The 19,220-nt window shown below is 64.3% G+C and carries 13 protein-coding genes, 1 tRNA gene and 2 pseudogenes; 8 read left to right on the top strand and 8 right to left on the bottom strand.

Features of this window, described 5'->3' with window-relative positions:
• The 6 genes and pseudogenes from DBR12_RS08000 to DBR12_RS07985 all read left to right on the top strand — a co-directional run.
• Window positions 1-484: pseudogene (locus DBR12_RS08000) on the top strand (DNA polymerase Y family protein); the annotation flags it as partial.
• A 165-nt stretch (window positions 485-649) separates the two neighbouring features.
• The gene (locus DBR12_RS07995) at window positions 650-3,883 is read left to right on the top strand and encodes an error-prone DNA polymerase (RefSeq protein WP_108616761.1); all 3,234 of its coding nucleotides are present in this window, start codon (window positions 650-652) and stop codon (window positions 3,881-3,883) included.
• Window positions 3,884-4,345: 462 nt separating this feature from the next.
• Entirely contained in the window at window positions 4,346-4,972 is a 627-nt protein-coding gene (locus tag DBR12_RS21990) for a hypothetical protein (RefSeq protein WP_146185498.1), read from the top strand.
• Between the two features lie 131 nt (window positions 4,973-5,103).
• Window positions 5,104-5,640: a hypothetical protein gene (locus DBR12_RS21985; protein WP_146185497.1), complete on the top strand. Its 537-nt coding sequence runs from the start codon at window positions 5,104-5,106 to the stop codon at window positions 5,638-5,640.
• Window positions 5,641-5,761: 121 nt separating this feature from the next.
• Window positions 5,762-6,679 (top strand): pseudouridine synthase, encoded by a 918-nt coding sequence (locus tag DBR12_RS07990; protein WP_108616760.1) that lies wholly within the window; start codon window positions 5,762-5,764, stop codon window positions 6,677-6,679.
• Between the two features lie 188 nt (window positions 6,680-6,867).
• A complete protein-coding gene (locus DBR12_RS07985; RefSeq protein WP_108616759.1) occupies window positions 6,868-8,853 on the top strand; it encodes a Cache 3/Cache 2 fusion domain-containing protein in 1,986 nt (661 codons plus the stop codon).
• 55 nt (window positions 8,854-8,908) lie between these two features.
• Here the strand turns inward: DBR12_RS07985 and DBR12_RS07980 are convergent.
• Window positions 8,909-8,982: transfer RNA gene (locus tag DBR12_RS07980), tRNA-Gly, on the bottom strand.
• Between the two features lie 549 nt (window positions 8,983-9,531).
• On the opposite strand from DBR12_RS07980, the gene DBR12_RS07975 reads away from it, so the two are divergent.
• Window positions 9,532-9,798, top strand: coding sequence for a hypothetical protein (locus DBR12_RS07975; RefSeq protein WP_146185496.1), 267 nt, complete (start codon window positions 9,532-9,534; stop codon window positions 9,796-9,798).
• Between the two features lie 120 nt (window positions 9,799-9,918).
• Here the strand turns inward: DBR12_RS07975 and DBR12_RS07970 are convergent, their stop codons facing one another.
• The 6 genes from DBR12_RS07970 to gabT all read right to left on the bottom strand — a co-directional run bounded on the left by DBR12_RS07970 (window position 9,919) and on the right by gabT (window position 17,307).
• On the bottom strand, window positions 9,919-11,415 hold the full coding sequence (locus tag DBR12_RS07970; protein WP_108616757.1) for an NAD-dependent succinate-semialdehyde dehydrogenase: 1,497 nt from the start codon (window positions 11,413-11,415) through the stop codon (window positions 9,919-9,921).
• A 149-nt stretch (window positions 11,416-11,564) separates the two neighbouring features.
• Entirely contained in the window at window positions 11,565-12,383 is an 819-nt protein-coding gene (locus tag DBR12_RS07965) for an ABC transporter permease (protein WP_108616765.1), read from the bottom strand.
• A 32-nt stretch (window positions 12,384-12,415) separates the two neighbouring features.
• Window positions 12,416-13,678, bottom strand: a complete 1,263-nt coding sequence (locus DBR12_RS07960; protein WP_108616756.1) for an ABC transporter permease — start codon at window positions 13,676-13,678, stop codon at window positions 12,416-12,418.
• Window positions 13,679-13,723: 45 nt separating this feature from the next.
• Complete coding sequence (locus tag DBR12_RS07955; RefSeq protein WP_108616755.1) at window positions 13,724-14,758, bottom strand: ABC transporter substrate-binding protein; 1,035 nt, start codon at window positions 14,756-14,758, stop codon at window positions 13,724-13,726.
• A 97-nt stretch (window positions 14,759-14,855) separates the two neighbouring features.
• Window positions 14,856-15,959: an ABC transporter ATP-binding protein gene (locus tag DBR12_RS07950; protein ID WP_108616764.1), complete on the bottom strand. Its 1,104-nt coding sequence runs from the start codon at window positions 15,957-15,959 to the stop codon at window positions 14,856-14,858.
• A gap of 43 nt (window positions 15,960-16,002) precedes the next feature.
• A complete protein-coding gene (gene gabT / locus DBR12_RS07945) occupies window positions 16,003-17,307 on the bottom strand; it encodes a 4-aminobutyrate--2-oxoglutarate transaminase (protein ID WP_108616754.1) in 1,305 nt (434 codons plus the stop codon).
• A 190-nt stretch (window positions 17,308-17,497) separates the two neighbouring features.
• Here gabT and DBR12_RS07940 point away from each other — a divergent pair, with 190 nt between their 5' ends.
• Entirely contained in the window at window positions 17,498-18,916 is a 1,419-nt protein-coding gene (locus DBR12_RS07940) for a PLP-dependent aminotransferase family protein (RefSeq protein ID WP_108616763.1), read from the top strand.
• A gap of 117 nt (window positions 18,917-19,033) precedes the next feature.
• Here DBR12_RS07940 and DBR12_RS22610 read toward each other — a convergent pair.
• Window positions 19,034-19,220 (bottom strand): annotated as a pseudogene (locus tag DBR12_RS22610) (GntR family transcriptional regulator); the annotation flags it as partial.

Genomic DNA, 19,220 nt, shown 5'->3' with positions numbered 1-19,220 from the left:
CCTGGGGCCCGAGCAGGTGCAGGCCCCCGTGCTGTGGGCCGACCACCGCCCCGAGCACATGCAGCAGTGGCGCCCTGCGGCCGAAGTGCTGGGCCGCTCGCCCGCCCGGCGTTCTGCTGCCGCCAGCGCAGGCGGCGGGGCCGAGGCCTCGCTGGATGCCAGCCCCGACGCTTTGCTGCTGCCCCCCTGGCTGCTGAACCCGCCCCAGCGGTTGGCCGTGCAGGGCAACCGCCCCTGCCACCACGGTCTGCTGCGCCTGCTGGCCGGGCCCCACCGTTTCGAGGCGGGCTGGTGGTCTGCGGGCGATGGCGGGGCAGACGACCCCACACACACCGGCACTGGCCTGGCCTTGCGCGACTACTTCGTGGCGCACAACGCGGTGGCGGGCCTGGTGTGGGTGTTTCGCGAGCGGCTGGCGCCGTTGCCCGACGGTGCGCAGGGGCTGGCGCGGCCCCCTCGCTGGTTTTTGCATGGTGTGTTTTGAACAGGCTCCCAGTGGCTGCGCCGCTTGGCCCGCTCTCGCAGCGCTGCGCGTTGCGGTCAGGGGGACACCGCCAGTGTGGCGGGGCGGCCCTTGCGCGGCGGCCATTGCCTGGGGCGTGCCAGTTTCAAGCCCGGTGGGTGGCGCGCAGCGCCATGGAGCGTTGAGATGACTGCATCCCTGCCGGGCTATGCCGAACTGCACTGCCTGTCCAACTTCAGCTTTCAGCGCGGGGCGTCGCACCCGCACGAGCTGGTGGAGCGCGCTGCCAAGCTGGGCTACCAGGCCCTGGCGCTCACCGATGAATGTTCGGTGGCCGGTGTGGTGCGCGCCTGGAAGGCCGCCCAGCCCACGGGCCTGCACCTCATCGTGGGCAGCGAGTTTCTGTGGGGCGACCTGCGCCTGGTGGCCCTGGCGCGGGACGCCGAGGGCTGGGGCAACCTGTGCGAGTTCATCTCGGCCGCGCGCCGTGCGGCGCCCAAGGGCCAGTACCACGTGGGCCCGGCCAGCCCCTGGCACCTGCTGCAAGGGTGCGAGCTGCTGCTGGCGCCTTGCCGCAAACGCTTTGACGCTACTGATTTGATAGCTATTGAGGCATATCTGTCGCGCGCAAAGGCCTGTTTTAGCTCTGATTTTGAGGGCCATATCTGGCTGGCGGTCGAACTGCACCTGGCCCCCGACGACGGCCTGTGGCTCGCCACGCTGCAGCGCGTGGGCGCACAGCTGGGTCTGCCGCTGGTGGCGGCGGGCGACGTGCACATGCACGCACGCTCTCGCAAGCCGCTGCAGGACGTGATCACCGCTGTGCGCCTGGGCTGCAGCGTGGCCGAGTGCGGGTTTGCGCTGCAGCCCAACGCCGAGCGCCACCTGCGCCAGCGCGTGCGGCTGGCGGGCATCTACCCGCCCGATCTGCTGGCGGCCACGCTCACGGTGGCTGGGCGCTGCACTTTTCAGCTGGACGAGATCAAGTACCAGTACCCGCTGGAGACCGTGCCCCAAGGCATGACCCCCGCCCAGGCGCTGGCCTGGCTGGTGCAGACCGGCGTGGAAGGCGAGTACCCACAGGGCGCTCCCCAGCGGGTGCTGGACCAGATCCGCAAAGAGCTGGAGCTGATCGCGCACTGCCAGTACGAGATGTACTTCCTCACCGTGCACGACATCGTGCGCTATGCCCGCAGCCAGAACATCCTGTGCCAGGGGCGCGGCTCGGCAGCCAACTCGGTGGTCTGCTACATGCTGGGCATCACGGCCGTGCCGCCCGAGAACACCCACCTGCTGTTTGAGCGCTTCATCAGCAAGGAACGCAAGGAGCCGCCCGACATCGACGTGGACTTCGAGCACGACCGGCGCGAGGAAGTCATCCAGTACATCTACGACAAATACGGCCGCGACCGCGCCGCCATTGCCGCCGTCGTCACCAGCTACCGCACGCGCAGCGCCCTGCGCGACGTGGGCAAGGCCCAGGGCGTGGCGCCCGCGCTGGTCGATGCGTTTGCCAAAGACCACCACTGGTTTGACGAGACCTTCGCCGCCGACCGCCTGCAGGAGCTGGCGCAGGCCGTCGGCGCCGCGCTGCACCGGCACACCGCCACGCTGTGGCTGGAGCTGGCGGCCGACCTCCAGGGCTTTCCGCGCCACCTCAGCCAGCATGTGGGCGGCTTCGTGCTCACCCAGGGCAAGCTCACGCGGCTGGTGCCGGTTGAGCCCGCCAGCATGAAGGACCGCTCCGTCATCCAGTGGGACAAGGACGACCTCGACGACATGGGCCTGCTCAAGGTGGACGTGCTCGCCCTGGGCATGCTCAGCGCACTGCGCCGCTGCCTGCAGCTGCGGGCCGTGCTGCGCGGCGAGCACTGGGGCCTCAAGGACATCCCGCACGAAGACCCCGCCACCTACGACATGATCTGCGCCGCCGATACCGTGGGCGTATTCCAGATCGAAAGCCGCGCCCAGATGAGCATGCTGCCGCGCCTGCGCCCGCGCGAGTTTTATGACCTGGTGGTCGAGGTCGCCATCGTGCGGCCCGGCCCCATCCAGGGCGGCATGGTGCACCCGTACCTCAAGGCACGCGAGCGCAGGCGGCAGGGCCTGCCGCTGGAGCTAGAAAAGCCCGAGCTGGAAGCAGCCCTCGAACGCACGCTGGGCGTGCCCATCTTCCAGGAGCAGGTCATGCAGATCGCCATGATCGCCGCCGGGTTCACGCCCGGCATGGCGGACGAACTGCGCCGCTCCATGGCCGCCTGGAAGCGCAAAGGCGGCGTGCACCGTTTCGAGCGACCTCTGATTGGCGGCATGGAGGCGCGCGGCTACCGCACTGAATTTGCCCAGGCCATCTTCCAGCAGATGCTCGGTTTTGGCGAATACGGCTTTCCTGAAAGCCACGCCCACAGCTTTGCCCTGCTGGCCTACGCCAGCAGCTGGCTCAAGTGCCACGAACCCGCGTGTTTTCTGGCCGCGCTGCTCAACTCGCTGCCCATGGGGTTCTACACCGCCTCGCAACTGGTACAGGACGCGCGCCGCCACGGCGTGCGCGTGCTGCCCATCGACGTGACCTGCAGTGACATCGACTGCACCCTGGAAGGCGAGCCAGAGCCGCTGCGGCCCGCGCGCGGCCTGGGCGCACCACCACAGCCCCAGCCGTCCGTGCGGCTGGGCTTGCGGCTGGTGGGCAACCTGCAGCAGCTGGCTGCACAACGCATCGTCCAGACGCGTTTGACAGGGCCAGGCTTTACCAGCACCGAAGACCTGGCCCTGCGCGCCAGCCTGGACACGCAAGACCTGCGCGCCCTGGCGGCTGCCGACGCGCTGGTCAGCCTGTCAGGTCACCGCCGCCAGCAGATGTGGGACGCGGCGGCGCAGCACATTGCACCGCCATTGCTGCGCGACATCCCGGTCCATGAGCTGCCTTTGGCTTTGCCCGCCGCCCCCGAGGGCGAAGAAATCCTGTTCGACTACGCCGCCACCGGCCTCACCCTGCGCCGCCACCCATTGGCCTTGCTGCGCCCCCGCCTGGCCCGCTGGCGCCTGCAGACCGCGCTGCAACTGGTGGCCACGCCCCACGGCCGCCAGGTGCGCGCCTGCGGCATCGTCACCGTGCGCCAGCGCCCCGGCACCGCCAAGGGCACCATGTTCGTCACCCTCGAAGACGAAACCGGCCCCGTCAACGTCATCGTCTGGCCCGACATGGTGGACCGCTGGCGCAACGCCCTGCTCAGATCCCAGCTGCTGGCCGTGGAAGGCCTGTGGCAGTGCAGCCTGCCCGAGGGCGGCAGCGCGCATTCCACCACCTCAGGCCAGGCACCCGCCGTGGTGCGCCACCTCGTGGCCCAGCGCTTCAAAGACCTGACCCCGCTGCTCGGCCGCATGGCGCAGGCGCTGCAGGGCAGCCGGGATTTTCATTGAGCCAGAGGGGGGGGCGCGGCGCACCACGGTTGGCAGAGACAGATGCATGACAGGACAACCGGGGAGCTGATGCTGGCGGCACTCAGTGAAGCACATTGTTGCAATCGCCGGAAATCGCTCGCACTACGATGGGGCATAAACAATCAACACCGGCCCATCATGAACAAGGTCAGGCCCATAGCCTGAATGCCTGTGCGCGCTGATTTTGCAGAGGTTGCTATAAAAAAGAGATCTATCAACGCATGCCTATCAGGCGGTGGGTGCAAAAAAAGCTATCAACCAAGCAGCTACCGCCGACAAGACCGACGCCCTGGCCCAACTGGCCGCCGAGTGGAGCGACATCACTGCTCGCCCGGCTAATCTGTTGGTCGAACACCAGCGCTGCCAGGCTATTGGTTCTCATTGAATAAAGTATTTTGTTTTTAATGGCATTTAGATAACAATTTTTCGAAAGAATCGCACGTGAAAAAAAGCAGATTAACGGGGTGTTTTTTGGCCTTTTTGCCTATGTTGGGTGCATGCGATAGCACCTTTAAGTGGAAAGAAGAAATTCGCTTGCATGACGGGCGAATAGTCATTGCTGAAAGAGTCGATGTACTGGGCGGCTGGCATGAGCCTGGTCAGTCGGCATCGGAAAAAGTGCGCACTATAAATTTTGCAGATCCGAGTGACGCCAAGAAAAGATATACACACTCTGTCACCGGGTCAAGCAACTATGTGGTTGTGGATTTTATAGACGGGGTCCCTTGGATGGTTGTACTTGTTGGGCCCTTTAGTGATGGAACAAAATGCCCCGTTGGAAGTTACGAAACCATTACCTGGATAAATGGTGGGTGGAGAAGTGTTAGCTACGCTGATCTGCCAAAAAAAATTAAAACAACAAACATGGCCTATGGCTACGCTCCAGATCAGCCGGAGATGCGCAAAGCAGGGGAATTGCTGACCGCTGATAAAATTAATTATATTATTAAAAAATCATCTAGATTGGATGCTGTAAGTTCTTCATATCAGTTGGTGGAGACTAATGGTTCAGGGCGACCAATGGATTGTGAGTATTATGGAAAATTGGCAAAGGAAGGCAAGCGTTAAGTTTTCTAGTCAAGCATTAATTTATAAGGTCAAAAATAATATGAGTTTGATAATTTTGCTTGAATGGTAGTGGTTTGGAGTGAGTTCTTAATGATGGTCTTTTTAATTCCATCGTGTAGAAAAATCTGGCTATGAAATTTATTTGGTTCATCAAGGCTATTCTTGTCTTGAGCATATCCATGCAAATTTGCACTGCAAAAGCCACGAGCCCTCTATACGTGCCACCAACATTGGGGGAAAGGGTCAAGGAAGCAGAATTGATTGTGGTCGCGCGAGTAGGGCGCTTGAAGTACATGAAGCACCAAAAATACCCCGATCCGCAAGAAGCATGGGAGGTGTCAGACATTCCTGCCGCAGGCTTTAGACCGTATGTGAACTTGGTAGAAGTCAAAGTGTTGCGTGCGAAGCCTCCGACGAATGATGTTCAGCGAGCGAACGAGAAACCAGACCTGCCTCTGTGGGTGCAACCTGGGGGGTGTTTTCCATCCACAGATGAAACCTCTTCATACCCTCCGACAGGGGAGATGCGTATCTTTTTTCTGTCTAGAAAACTCTTGAGATCAGCAAGCAGCCTGCACTTATCAAACTGCAGATTTCCATCGGTTGCTTATGGCGAACTGCCGAGTGTCCAAAGCGAAATCAAAAAATCTCTTCTCAGAATTCAATGATTTTGGGATTGCGATGCCAAGCTGCACTCAACCCAGTGATCTCCGCAAACTGTTGGTGGTGCAGTGCATCGAGCCTTGTTGTTGAAAAGATGCAGCCAGCGCACCCTAAAATCCCCGCGCCATGCACAACCCCCACCACCCCCATGTCCTGCCCGTGCGCGATGGTGTGAGCCCCAGCTGTGTGGTGTTGCCCACGCGCGGGCAGGGCAGCATGCTGGACTTTTTGGCCCAGCGGCTGCCGGTGGTGGCCCGCGATGAGTGGCGCGAGCGCATGCTGGCTGGCGACGTGGTGGACGAGCGCGGCCAGCTGGTGGGGCCCGAGCGGCCGTTTGAGGGCGGGCTGCGCCTGTACTACTACCGCAGCCTGCCAGCAGAGCCCGCGCTGCCTTTCAGCGAGGTGGTGCTGTACCAGGACGAGCACCTGGTGGTGGCCGACAAGCCGCACTTCATGCCGGTGACGCCCTCGGGCCGGTATCTGCACAACACGCTGCTGGTGCGGCTCAAGCGCCAGCTGGGCTTGCCCGAGCTGTCGCCGCTGCACCGCATCGACCGCGATACGGCCGGGTTGGTGATGTTGTCGGTGCAGCAGCGCACGCGCGGTGCCTACCAAGCCTTGTTCCGCGACCGGCAGATCACCAAGCATTACGACGCGATTGCGCCCTGGCGTGCGGATGTGGCCTTTCCCCGCGAGCATGTCAGCCGCCTGGAGGAGAGCCCGCAGTTCTTTCGCATGCAGGAGGTGCCCGGCGAGCCCAACAGCCACACCCGCATGCAGGTGCTGGAGGTGGCAGGCGGCTGGGCGCGCTACCGCCTGTCACCCATTACCGGCAAGCGGCACCAGTTGCGCGTGCACATGGCGGCCCTGGGCCTGCCGCTGCGCAATGACCCGTTCTACCCGGTGGTGAACGACCCGCCCGAGGGCGACTATTCGCGGCCTCTGCAGTTGCTGGCGCGGTCGCTGGTGTTTGTGGACCCGGTCACAGGGGCGCAGCGGGTGTTTGAAAGTTGGCAGTCGCTCAGCCTGCCCATGGGCGGGTAGGGGATCGCTTCACGCTCGATGGGGCCGATGGGGCGCAGCCGTGCCTGCAGGCCATTGCCATTTAATGCCAGGGTCTTCCCTTGGTTTGAGCGGCCATTGGTGGTTGCGCTGCTTGGATTTCGCCTGCAGATCGGGTACTTTGTCTGTCGTATATGCATGTCTTTGCATAAATTACAGAAAAGCACCAGATGATTTCGTCAAACACCCGCCATTCCGTGGCCTTCAAACTGTCGGCAACCGCCTTGTTCAGCCTGCTGGTGGTCTTGCTGGCCACCATGGGCATCGTCAGCGGCCTGCTCTGGAAAGACTTTGGCCGCCTCTCGCGAGACGATGCCACGCAGTACGCAGCCCAGGTGCGCACACTGGTGCAGACCTTTGACGAAACTGCGCAGGAGCAAGCCAAGCGGGACTTCTCTCTGTTCAAGGCGAATTTCCCCGGTCAGTTCTCTGTGGCAGAGGTGCCGGGGGCCGAAGGCAAACCCGAGGCCGTGCTGTCGTTCCAGGGGGCGGCCGTCAATGGCGACTTCGAAGTGGTGGACCGCTTTTCCAAGGACAGCATGGGCGCGGTGGCGACTATTTTTGCGCGCACGGGGGAGGACTTCATCCGCGTGACCACATCGCTCAAAAAGCAGGATGGCGAGCGCGCCTACAAGACCCTGCTGGACCGCAAGCACCCGGCCTATGCCCTGATGAACGAGGGCAAGACCTACATCGGCCGCGCCAGCCTGTTTGGCCGCGAGTACATGACCGTGTACGAGCCCATTCGCGAGGGCAATCGCACCATCGGCATTCTGTTCATCGGCTCCGACATGGGGGTCATTCTGGGCAAGCTCGACACGGTGATGGCGGGGCAGAAGCTGTTTGACACCGGGGCGGTCTACGCGGTCAACCTTTCGGCGGGCCCAGCCCGGGGCAGCATTTTTGGCCTGCCGGGGGCGGGCAAGTCCCTCAAGGTGGACGAAAAGGACGACCAGGCCAAGGCCTGGATGGCGTCGTTGGCGGCACTGGGGCAGGCGGGAGATCTGGAATCGGACTGGTCCCCGCGCCGCAGCGGCGAGGGGGACCGCGCCACGCGCTACCTGGCGGTGGAGCACTACAAGCCCTGGAACTGGGCCATCGTGGCCGAAGCGCCCCTGACCGAAATGATGAGTGAGGCCCGCAATGTGCTGGCCTGGCTGTGGCTGGGTGTGGTGGTGGCCCTCGCCCTGCTGACGGTGGTGCTGGTGCTGGCTACCCGCCGCCTGGTGGGTGCGCCCGTGCAGCAGTTGAGCGCCGCGCTGGCCTACCTGGCGCAGGGCGATCTCACACATGCAGTGTCAGTGCGGTCCCGCGACGAAATCGGCACGCTGGCCCAGGCGATGGAGGGCTTCCGCGCCCGCCTGGTGGAAAGCCTGGGCACTGTGCGCACGAGTGCCGACAGCGTCTCGGCCGCAAGCACGGAAATCGCCCAGGGCAACCAGGACCTCTCGGGCCGCACCGAGAGCCAGGCGAGCGCGCTGGAGCAGACGGCCGCGAGCATGGAACAGTTGGGTGCGACCATCCGCCACAACGCCGACAGCGCCAGCCAGGCCAATCAGCTCGCCGTGGGCGCCAGCCGCGTGGCGCAGCAGGGTGGGGAGGTGGTGTCCAAGGTGGTCAGCACCATGCAGGACATCAACAGCAGCAGCCAGAAGATTGCCGACATCATCGGCGTGATCGACGGCATTGCGTTCCAGACCAATATCCTCGCGCTGAACGCGGCCGTGGAGGCCGCCCGTGCGGGCGAGCAAGGCCGTGGCTTTGCGGTGGTGGCGGCCGAGGTGCGCAACCTGGCCCAGCGCACCGCCGCCGAGGCCAAGGCCATCAAGGAGCTGATTGGCGCGAGCAGCGCGATGGTGCAGCAGGGCTCGGTGCTGGCCGACCAGGCGGGCACCACCATGCAGGAGGTGGTCCGTTCGATCCAGCGCGTGGCCGAGATGGTTTCAGAGATCAGCGCCGCAAGCAACGAACAGACCGCAGGCGTGGGCCAGGTCGGCGAGGCCGTCACACAGTTGGATCAGACCACGCAGCAGAACGCCGCGCTGGTAGAAGAAATGGCCGCCGCCGCCAGCAGCCTGCGCACGCAGGCGCAGCAGATGGTGGAGACGATTGCGCGGTTCAATCTGGAACAGGATGCGACATCCAATCGAAGCTGAACGCATCCACCCATGAAAAAAACCGCCAGGCCGTGAAGCCTGGCGGTTGTGTATTTGGAGCGGGTGAAGGGAATCGAACCCTCGTATGAAGCTTGGGAAGCTGCCGTTCTACCATTGAACTACACCCGCGAAGCTTTGGATTATAGGCAGCATCTGAGCTCCGCTTTGAAGGTGATTTCTGCAAACGCACAAAACGCATATGCATAGCTGATCTTGTTGGTTGGACGCGTTGTCTTGGGGGGCTAAATTCCTTCCAGTTGCCATGCGGTGCTGACACTCCGCAGACACAGAAAAGAAGCCGATGACCGCACCACACCGTTCTTGAACGCAAGAAGTCCCCTGGCGCCAATGGTTACGCGCCGGCATGGCGGCGGGTGTGGTGCTGTTCAGCGGTTCTTTGCTGGCTGCAACCCCCAACCTTTTGGGAAGAAGGTGCGATGCAAAACAATGAGAGTTTTTGATTTTTGGTAGGGGGTCTCATTTACAGCCCGCTTCGTGCGGGCTTTTTTTTGCGTGGGTGCATGGCGCTCAATATCCGTTTTTTTCTTGTGCGGGAGCCCTGGCGCTGGGGGGGGTGCTGGGCGTCGCTGCCCACGCAGTGCGAGCGCTGCCCGGTGGACGCGCGCTGGCGTTTGTGCTGGCTACAGGCGTGGCGCAGGGGCTACCGCTGCGGCCCGCATGGACACCCGCACAAACACGATGACCCCGATGGCCAGGCGCTGGCTGGTGGTGATGGCCGCAGGCCTGGGCGGCTGTGCCTACTCACCGCCTGCACCTTTCATCATTGTGGGCAACGAGAAGGTGCTGTCCATCAATTGGGAAAACTCCACTCTGGGCTCGGATGGGGCCCTCCAGGCAGCCGAAAAACACTGCACGCGGTATGGCCTGAAGGCGGAGCTGGCCGTGCAGGCCAGCCGTTTTGAAGCCGCCTACCGCTGCGTGTAGTTGCGCAGCGGTGCGGGAGGCCGAAAATTCGAAGTTTTTTGGCCCTTTGCGCGCATCCCATAAGCGCAAATAGCTATAAAAATAGTAGCTATTCGCTCAATGAGCGGTGCCTGGCGGCGCTTACTTGCCGCTCTGGATGTCCCCCAGACACAGGTACTTGATCTCCACATAGTCGTCCATGCCGTAGTGCGAGCCTTCGCGGCCCAGGCCCGACTGCTTGACGCCGCCAAACGGCACATGTTCGGTGGCCAGGATGCCCACGTTGGCGCCGACCATGCCGTATTCCAGGGCCTCGGTCACGCGGAAGATGCGGCCTACGTCGCGGCTGTAGAAGTAGCTGGCCAGGCCGAATTCGGTGTTGTTGGCCGCGTCGATGGCTTCCTGCTCGGTCTTGAACTTGAAGACGGGGGCAAAGGGGCCAAAGGTTTCCTCGCGGGCGCACAGCATGTCGGCTGTGGCGTTCGCCACCACGGTGGGCTCAAAAAACTGGCCTGAGCCCAGTGAGTTCAGGCGCTGGCCGCCTGCCACCACCTGGCCGCCCTTGGCCAGGGCGTCGTCCACATGGCGTTGCACCTTGGCCAGCGCGGCTTCCTCGATCAGCGGGCCCTGGTTCACACCGGCCTCAAAGCCGTTGCCCACCTTGGCCGTCTTGACCTTGGCGGCGAATTTGGCGACGAACTCGTCGTACACGCCTTCCTGCACATAAAACCGGTTGGTGCACACGCAGGTCTGGCCCGCGTTGCGGTACTTGCTGGCAAAGGCGCCTTCCACGGCGCTGTCGATATCGGCATCATCGAACACGATGAAAGGCGCATTGCCGCCCAGTTCCAGCGACATCTTCTTGACCGTGGGGGCGGACTGCGCCATCAGGATGCGGCCCACCTCGGTGCTGCCGGTGAAGCTGATGTGGCGCACCACGTCACTCGCGCACAGAACCTTGCCAATCGCAATCGAGTTATCGCTGTCGGCGGGCAGGATGTTGAACACGCCCGCCGGGATGCCCGCGCGCAGGGCCAGTTCGGCGGCAGCGAGGGCGGTGAGCGGGGTCAGTTCTGCGGGCTTGATGACCACGGGGCAACCAGCAGCCAGAGCAGGCGCGACCTTGCGGGTGATCATGGCCAGAGGGAAGTTCCACGGCGTGATGGCTGCGCATACACCGATGGGCTGCTTGAGCACCATCAGGCGGCGGTTGTTGTCGAACTGGGGCAGCGTTTCGCCGTTGATGCGCTTGGCCTCTTCGGCAAACCACTCTACAAAACTTGCTCCATAGGCGACTTCGCCCTTGGCCTCGGCCAGCGGCTTGCCTTGCTCGGCCGTCATGATGCGGCCCAGGTCGTCCTGGTTCGCCATCAGCAGGTCGAACCACTTGCGCAGGATGATGCTGCGCTCCTTGGCGGTCTTGGTCTTCCACGGTCCCCAGGCGGCGTTGGCGGCGGCAATGGCGGCCTCGGCATCCTGCGGGCCCAGGTTGGCCACGTCGGCCAGCTTCAGGCCCGTGGCCGGGTCGTTCACCTCAAAGCGGCTGCCACCCGATACCCACTGGCCGTTGATGAGGCCGTCGGTCTTGAGCAGGGTGGGGTCGTTCAGCAGGGCTAGGGGGGAGGTCTTCATATCCATGGGAGTGCTTCCAGAAAGAGGGGCGTGGCGAAGGAAAGACAAAAGAGAAACCAGGCGTTCGGCTCGCAGGGCGGAGGTCTAGCCAGAGGCTAGCACGCGCTGCCATGCAGTTTGGGTCGCCAAGGTGGCAGTCACCGGCAAGCGGTCGGTCATGCCCGCCGGCCGCGCAGCCATTCCAGCGCCAGCAGCAGGCTGGTGGTGAACAGGATCAGCAGTGTGGCCACGGCGGCAATGGTGGGCGAGATGTTTTCGCGGATACCGTTGAACATCTGGCGCGGCAGGGTGGATTGGTCGGCCCCGGCCAGGAAGAGCGTTACCACGACCTCGTCGAATGAGGTGGCAAACGCGAACAGCGCGCCCGAGATCACGCCCGGCGCAATCACCGGCAGCGTAATGCGGAAGAATGTGTTCAGCGGTGTTTCGCCCAGGCTCAGCGATGCACGCACCAGGTTGTGGTTGAAGCCGGCCAATGTGGCCAGCACGGTGGTCAGCACGAAGGGCGCGCCCAGGGCGGCGTGCACTGCAATCAGGCCGATGTAGCTGTCGGCCAGGCCCAGCGGCGCAAAGTACAGGTAGGTGGCCACCCCTACCACGATGATGGGCACCACCATGGGCGCGATCAGGATGCCCATGAGCAGGCCCTTGAAACGGAAGTCCGCCCGCGACAGGCCCACTGCCGCCAGCGTGCCCAGCACCGTGGCAATCAGCGTGGCGGCGGGTGCCACGATAAAGCTGTTGCGCGCGGCGCGGGCCCATTCGGGGGATTCGAACAGGTGCCGATACCACTTCAGCGACCAGCCGTGAATGGGATAGGCGAGGAACGAACTCTCGGAAAACGACAGCGGCACCATCACCAGGATGGGCGTCAGCAAGAACGCGAGAACAGCCACGCACAGCGCGCGCACGGCCCACCAGCCGAGCTTGTCGGTCAGCGTGGCATACAGGGGGAATTGGGGGAGTCGGCGCATGGAGTGGCCCTTTGAGTCGGTGGGGGTGCTGGTCATCCAAGACTGAGCTCAGCCTTGCCGAAGCGGCGGTACACGCCATACAGCACCAGCGTGGCGGCCAGCAGCAGAGCGCCCAAAGCGCACGCCATGCCCCAATTCACTTCCACGTTGGTGTAGCGGGCGATGTAGTAGCTGAGCATCTGGTCGTCGGCCCCGCCGAGCAGCGCGGGAGTGACGTAGTAGCCGATCGCCAGGATGAACACCAGCAGCACGCCCGCACCAATGCCCGGGTAGGTTTGCGGCACATACACCCGAAAGAACGCTGCCATGGGCGAGCTGCCCAGCGATACCGCAGCGCGCAGGTAGGTGGGCGGCACGCTCTTCATCACGCTGTACAGCGGCAGGATCATGAAGGGCAGCAGGATGTGCACCATGGCAATCACCACGCCCGTGCGGTTGAACAGCAGCGCCAGGGGCTGCTCGATCAGGCCCAGGCCCATCAGCCCTCGGTTGACCAGGCCTTCGGACTGCAGCAGAACGATCCATGCGGCCACGCGCACGAGGATGGAGGTCCAGAACGGCACCAGCACCAGGATCATGAGCACATTGGCCGGGCGTGCGGGCAGCGAGGCCAGCCACCAGGCCAGCGGGTAGCCTAGCAGCAGGCATACCAGCGTGACCACTAGGCTGATGTGGAAGGTGCGCAGCAGGATGCCGCCAAACGCACGTTGCTCTTCTGGCATGCGTTCGACCTGGCCCAGCGCGTCGCGCTGCAGGTCCACCGATGCGAGCAGGTAGTCGGGCGTCCAGCGGGCGCCGTTCTTGGCGATGGCCTGCCACAAAGGGGCTTCAGCCCAGCGCGGGTCTTTTTCAAGGAGCTGCGCGCGTATGGCCTCGGGTGTGCCCTCCAGGGGCAGTGCGCGGTAGGCGCCCATGACCATAGAGCGCGCACCGGGCACTTCGGTGTTGAGCCGCCGCGCCAGTGCCCCGGCGTCGGAGCTGTCGGGCAAGCGGGCCAAATCCTGCACCAGCGCGGCGTAAGCGGGCGCGCCGGGGGCGTCCTTGCGGTCCCAGCCGTCCAGCGCGCGCATGGTGGTGGGCAGGGCGTTGGCGACTTCGGGGTTTTCCACCGCGCGCTGCAGCAGCGCGGCAATGGGTACCAGCAGTGTGAGCAGCAGGAACACCAGCAGGGGCAAGGTCAGCGCAAAGGCGCGCCATTTGCGGCGCGACTCGGCGCGCGCCAGGGCCTGGCGCAGCGCACCGGGGGGGCTGCCGGTGGGGGCATTGGCGATGGGATGGGCCAGGGTGGCTTGCATGCGGGTGTCCTGCTCTCAGCGTTTCACAAGGGAGTCAAAGGGCGCTTACTGCGTGGCCCAGGCGGCAAAGCGCTTTTCCAGCGCCTCGCCCTGGTCGGCCCAGAAGCCCACGCTGAACTGCAGGGCCTCCTTGGCGTTGGTGGCCGAGGTGGGCAGGTCGTCAAGCACCTTCTTGTCCAGCGCGGCCAGGGCCTTGGTGTTGGCGGGGCCGTAAGCAATGTTCTGGGCGTAGGCGGCCTGCTGGGGGGCCTGCATGGTGAAGGCGATGAACTTCACGGCGGCATCCTTGTTGGGCGTGCCCTTGGGGATGGCCCAGTAGTCCAGGTCGTAGATGCCGCCAGGCCAGTAGATCTTGAGGTTGCGGCCTTCGCGGTTGGCGGCGTCGATGCGCCCGTTGAACACCGTGGTCAGCGCCACGTCGCCCGCCACCAGGAACTGGGGCGCCTGGGCACCAGCCTCCCACCATTGGATGCTGGGCTTGAGTTCGGTCAGTTTCTTGAACGCGCGGTCGGCACCTTCTTTGGTGGCCAGCACCTTGTACACGTCAACGGGCTTGACGCCATCTGCCAGCAGCGCAAATTCGAGGTTGTAGCGTGCGCCCTTGCGCATGCCGCGTTTGCCGGGGATCTTCTTGGTGTCCCAGAAATCGGCCCAGCTCGTAGGCGGCGTCTTGAGCTTGTCGCCGTTGTAGGCCATGACGGTGGACCACACGAAGATGCCTACAGCACATTCGTGCACGGCGGCTGGCAGCAGGTCGGACTTGGGCACGATCTTGCTGTAGTCCAGCTTTTCATACAGGCCTTCGTCGCAGCCGCGTGCGGCGTCGGGCGATTCGACCTCGACCACATCCCAGGTCACCTTCTTGGTCTCGACCATGGCTTTGACCTTGGCCTGCTCGCCGTTGTACTCCACCGCCACGATTTTGGTGCCCTGCTTTTCGTAGGGCTCGTAGAACGCCTTTTTCTGCGCATTGGCATTGGCGCCGCCGAAGTTCACAACAGTGAGCTGTGGCTGCTGCGCGATGCTGGGCAGGGCCATGCAGGCGGCCAGGGATGCGCAGGCGATGAGGCTCTTTTTCATGGTGCAGATTTCCTTGGGTAGTGGAGGAAAGGGAACGGGAAAAGGGACGGAAAAGGGTGCGGGACGGTGAGGGCAAAACGGGGCTGCGTGAACGCCTTCACACGGCGTAGATGCGCGTGGCGCTGGGCGGGAACTCCAGCAGCACCTGGTCGCCCGGCTGCGGGTGGCTGGCGCCCGCGCCTGAAGGCGACAAGGCCCGCTTGACCGTGGCGTGCTCCTGGCCATGGCCCAAGTCGCACATCAGGCGCAGGTGGTCGCCGTAGTAGATGGTGCGCGCCACGGTGGCGGGGATGGCGTTGGGCCGGGGGTATTCGGACTGCGGGTGCAGGACCACGCGCTCGGGCCTCACGCAGGCCTGCACCCGCGCGCCCACTGGGGCCTGGTTTACGTTGACGCCTGGCAGCACAAAGCCGCCGGGCAACTGAATGGCGGCATCCGCCCCCGCACCCTGCAGCGTGCCCGAGAGTACGGTGCTGTCGCCCACGAAACCGGCCACAAAGCGGTTGCTTGGGGTGTCGTACAGGCTCTCCACATCGGCCAGTTGCTGGATCACGCCTTCATTGAAAACGGCCACGCGGTCGCTCATGGTCAGTGCCTCGCCCTGGTCGTGCGTCACGTACACAAAGGTCACGCCCAGTTGCTGGTGCAGCTCTTTCAGCTCGATCTGCATGTGCTCGCGCAGCTGTTTGTCGAGTGCGCCCAGGGGCTCGTCCATCAGCACCAGCTGCGGGTTGAACACCAGGGCACGCGCCAGGGCCACGCGTTGCTGCTGCCCGCCCGACAGGCGTGCGGGCAGTCGGTCGGCCATGCCGGTCAGGCGCACCATGTCCAGTGCCTTCTTCACGCGTTCGGCCTGCTCTGCCTTGGGCACTTTGCGCACCGTGAGCGGGTAGGCCACGTTCTGCCCCACGGTGAGGTGGGGGAACAGCGCGTAGTTCTGGAACACCATGCCAAAGTTGCGCTTGTGCGGCGGCGTGCGCGTGATCTGCTTGCCGTCAAGCAGGATGTCGCCCGCTGTGGGCGATTCGAACCCGGCCAGCATCATCAGCGTGGTGGTCTTGCCTGAGCCCGAGGGGCCCAGCAGGCTCAAAAATTCGCCGCGCTGGATGTCCAGGTCCAGTGCGCGCACCACCAGTTGCTCGCCGTCGTAGGTCTTTTGCACGCCGCTGAAGCGCACCAGGGGGGCTGCGTGCGGGTTCATGGCGGGCGGTGCCTGGTAGGTGGAGTGGAGGGCCGGGCGCATGTCAGTTCGCGGCTGTGGCCACGGCCTCCAGGCTGTCGGCCAGGATGGCCAGGCCCTCGTGCACCAGGTCGTCCGACGCGGTCAGCGGCACCAGGATGCGGATCACGTTGCCGTGCGTGCCACACGACAGCAGGATCAGCCCGCGCCGGGCGGCCTCGGCCACCACCTGCTTGGTCAGGGCGGCGTCGGGGCGGCTCAGGTCGCCGTTTTCGAACAGCTCAATCGCCACCATGGCACCCAGGCCGCGCACATCGCCAATGGCGGGCACCTTGGCAGCTATGTCTTTCAGGCCGCGCACCAGCAGCGCGCCCATGTCCTGGCTGCGGGCCAGCAGCTTCTCTTGTGCAAAGGCCTCAATCACGGCCAGCGCGGCGGCGCAGGCTACCGGGCTGCCTGCATAGGTGCCGCCCAGGCCGCCGGGGGCGGGCGCGTCCATCACGTCGGCACGGCCCACGACACCGGCCAGCGGGAAGCCTCCTGCCAGCGACTTGGCGGTGGTAATGAGGTCTGGCGCCACGGGCCACTGCTCGCTGGCAAACCAGGTGCCGGTGCGGCCTGCGCCGGTCTGCACCTCATCGGCAATCAGCAAAATGCCGTAGCGGTCGGCCAGCGCCTTCAGGCCGCTGATGAATTCGGGTGGCGCCACGTAGAAGCCGCCCTCGCCCTGCACGGGCTCGACGATGAAGGCCGCCACGCGCTCGGGTTCGATATCGTTCTTGAAGATCAGCTCCACCGAGTGCAGCGCTTGCTCCACGCTCACGCCGTGCAGCGCATTGGGGAAGAGGGCGTGGTAGGTCTCTCCGGGGAAGGGGCCAAAACCCACCTTGTACGGGACCACCTTGCCCGTGAGGCCCAGCGTGAGGTTGGTGCGGCCGTGGTAGCCGCCCGTGAAGGCGATCACGCCGGGGCGCTTGGTGTAGGCGCGAGCGATCTTGATGGCGTTTTCCACGGCTTCGGCGCCGGTGGTGAGCAACAGGCTCTTCTTGGCAAACGCGCCAGGGGCCAGCGTGTTCAGGCGCTCGCACACTTCCACGTAGGGCTCGTACGCCACCACCTGGAAGCAGGTGTGGGTGTACAGGTCCAGCTGGGCTTTAACGGCGGCGATCACACCGGCGTGCAGGTGGCCGGTGTTGAGCACGGCGATGCCACCGGCAAAGTCGATGAAGCGGCGGCCTTCCACGTCCCACAGCTCGGCGTTGCGGGCCTTCTTAATGAAAAGGTCGTGGGCTTGGCCCACGCCCCGGGCCACGGCAGCGTGGCGGCGGGTGAGGAGGGCGGCGTTGGTGAAGTGGCGGTCTTGCTGCATGGTGGTCGGCGTTGTGGGTAACAAGGAAATGAAGGAATGGGGCGGATTCTGGAAGTCGCGCCACACACCGTCCATGTACAGCGCAGCGCTGTTTGGCGCGCACTGTGCAGGTCTAAAATCCTGTACAGGCAATCCCTGATTTGGTGTGCGCCAAGCCAGTGCACAATTCGCCTCCTTTTTCCCCCTCCTGATGCTCACTCTCAGCCCCGACCTGCATACACCGCTGGTCAGCCAGATCGTTGATGGGCTGCGGGGCCTGATCGTTGGGCAGGTGCTCAAGCCGGGCAGCAAACTCCCGTCCATTCGCGCCTTTGCCGCTGCGCATGGCGTGAGCGTTTTCACCGTGGTCGAGGCGTATGACCGGCTGGTGGCGCAGGGCTGGCTGGTGTCGCGTGCCAACGCAGGCTTTTTTGTGAAGCGGCGGGGCGATGAGGGCGCAGCGCCCGGGGCTGGTGCGGCCGCGCGGCCTGTGCCCCGTTTTGATGCGCGCTGGTACCTCAAACAAATATTCGAAAACCGCAACCTGCCCATGAAACCCGGCTGCGGCTGGCTGCCCCACGACTGGTTGTTTGGCGATGCCGTCAAACGCAGCATGCGCCAGCTGTCGTCCGACGGACCCGAGCTGGACGGCTACGGGCTGCCCCACGGCCACATGGCGCTGCGCATGGTGGTTGCCGAGTCGCTGGCCGAACACCACCTGGCGGTGAATGCCGACCAGGTGTTGCTGACCCAGGGCTCCAGCCAGGCGCTGGACCTGGTGGCACGCCGTCTGGTCAAGCCCGGCGATGTGGTGCTGGTGGACGACCCCGGATACCCCAACCTGCATTTCATGCTGCGTTTTGCGGGAGCACAGGTGGTGGGCGTGCCGCGCACCGCCACGGGCTACGATTTGCCCGCGTTAGAAGCCCTGCTCGCCGCGCACCGGCCCACAGTGTTCTTCACCCAGCCACGCCTGCAAAGCCCGACCTGCTCGATGGCGTCGGTCGCGCACCTGCACCGCCTGCTGCAACTGGCCGATTTGCATGGTTTTGCGCTGGTGGAAAACGACATTTACGCCGACATGGACTCGACCGTGCGCCCCTCGCTCGCCAGCCTGGACCAGCTCAGCCGCGTGATCTACATCGGCAGCTTTTCTAAAACCATCTCGCCCAACCTGCGCACGGGCTATGTGACGGCGCGGCGCGACCTGCTGGATGAGCTGGTGCAGCTCAAGATGATCTCGGGCCTGACCTCGTCGGAGATCACCGAGCGCATCACCTTTGGGGTGGTGACCGACGGCCGCTGGCGCAAGCACCTCAAGTCGCTGCGTGAGCGCCTGGCCGAGGCGCACCGCACGGTGGGACGGCGGCTGCTGAACCTGGGCTTTGAGCTGTTCCACGAGCCCGAGGCGGGCATGTACCTGTGGGCCCGCCACCCCGATCTGCCCGACAGTGCCGAGCTGTCGAAGGAAGCCACGGGCGCTGGCATCATGCTCGGCCCCGGCCAGCTCTTTTTAGTGGAGCCGCGCCCCACGGGCTGGCTGCGCTTTAACGTGTCGTTCAGCCAGGACGAGCGGTTGTGGCGCTTTCTGGAGCAACGCATCCTGCTGGGGCAGCAGGTGGCGGAGTGACAAGGCGGAATTTTTGAAGGTTTTTAGGCCTTCTCCGCGCTCTGAATGAGTCTTTATTGCTATAAAAAATATAGCTATTGAGCTGCGTCGACACAAACGCTCTGTTGCCAGGCCGTTTCAGCGGTCGATGATGCGCCGCGCAAACCGCTCCAGGTATTCCATCAGCTGCTCGGCCCCGGCCATGGCCTGGGCCTCGTCGCCGCTGGCAATGCCCTGGGCCAGTTGCAGGTGGGCGCGGGCGCCTTCCGACACCTCGCCCTCGTGCTGGTAGGCATACCAGAAGCGGCGGCACTGCACGATGAGC

Source organism: Acidovorax sp. HMWF029, assembly GCF_003060895.1.
Lineage (GTDB): Bacteria > Pseudomonadota > Gammaproteobacteria > Burkholderiales > Burkholderiaceae_C > Acidovorax.
This window is presented reverse-complemented; position numbering and strand designations above follow the sequence as displayed.

Coding starts and splice junctions, on each gene's coding strand:
- DBR12_RS07975 (WP_146185496.1), top strand. CDS start 9,532: ATGGACACCCGCACAAACACGATGACCCCGATGGCCAGGCGCTGGCTG.
- DBR12_RS07995 (WP_108616761.1), top strand. CDS start 650: ATGACTGCATCCCTGCCGGGCTATGCCGAACTGCACTGCCTGTCCAAC.
- DBR12_RS21985 (WP_146185497.1), top strand. CDS start 5,104: ATGAAATTTATTTGGTTCATCAAGGCTATTCTTGTCTTGAGCATATCC.
- DBR12_RS07940 (WP_108616763.1), top strand. CDS start 17,498: ATGCTCACTCTCAGCCCCGACCTGCATACACCGCTGGTCAGCCAGATC.
- DBR12_RS07970 (WP_108616757.1), bottom strand. CDS start 11,415: ATGGATATGAAGACCTCCCCCCTAGCCCTGCTGAACGACCCCACCCTG.
- gabT (WP_108616754.1), bottom strand. CDS start 17,307: ATGCAGCAAGACCGCCACTTCACCAACGCCGCCCTCCTCACCCGCCGC.
- DBR12_RS07965 (WP_108616765.1), bottom strand. CDS start 12,383: ATGCGCCGACTCCCCCAATTCCCCCTGTATGCCACGCTGACCGACAAG.
- DBR12_RS07960 (WP_108616756.1), bottom strand. CDS start 13,678: ATGCAAGCCACCCTGGCCCATCCCATCGCCAATGCCCCCACCGGCAGC.
- DBR12_RS07985 (WP_108616759.1), top strand. CDS start 6,868: ATGATTTCGTCAAACACCCGCCATTCCGTGGCCTTCAAACTGTCGGCA.
- DBR12_RS07955 (WP_108616755.1), bottom strand. CDS start 14,758: ATGAAAAAGAGCCTCATCGCCTGCGCATCCCTGGCCGCCTGCATGGCC.
- DBR12_RS07990 (WP_108616760.1), top strand. CDS start 5,762: ATGCACAACCCCCACCACCCCCATGTCCTGCCCGTGCGCGATGGTGTG.
- DBR12_RS07950 (WP_108616764.1), bottom strand. CDS start 15,959: ATGAACCCGCACGCAGCCCCCCTGGTGCGCTTCAGCGGCGTGCAAAAG.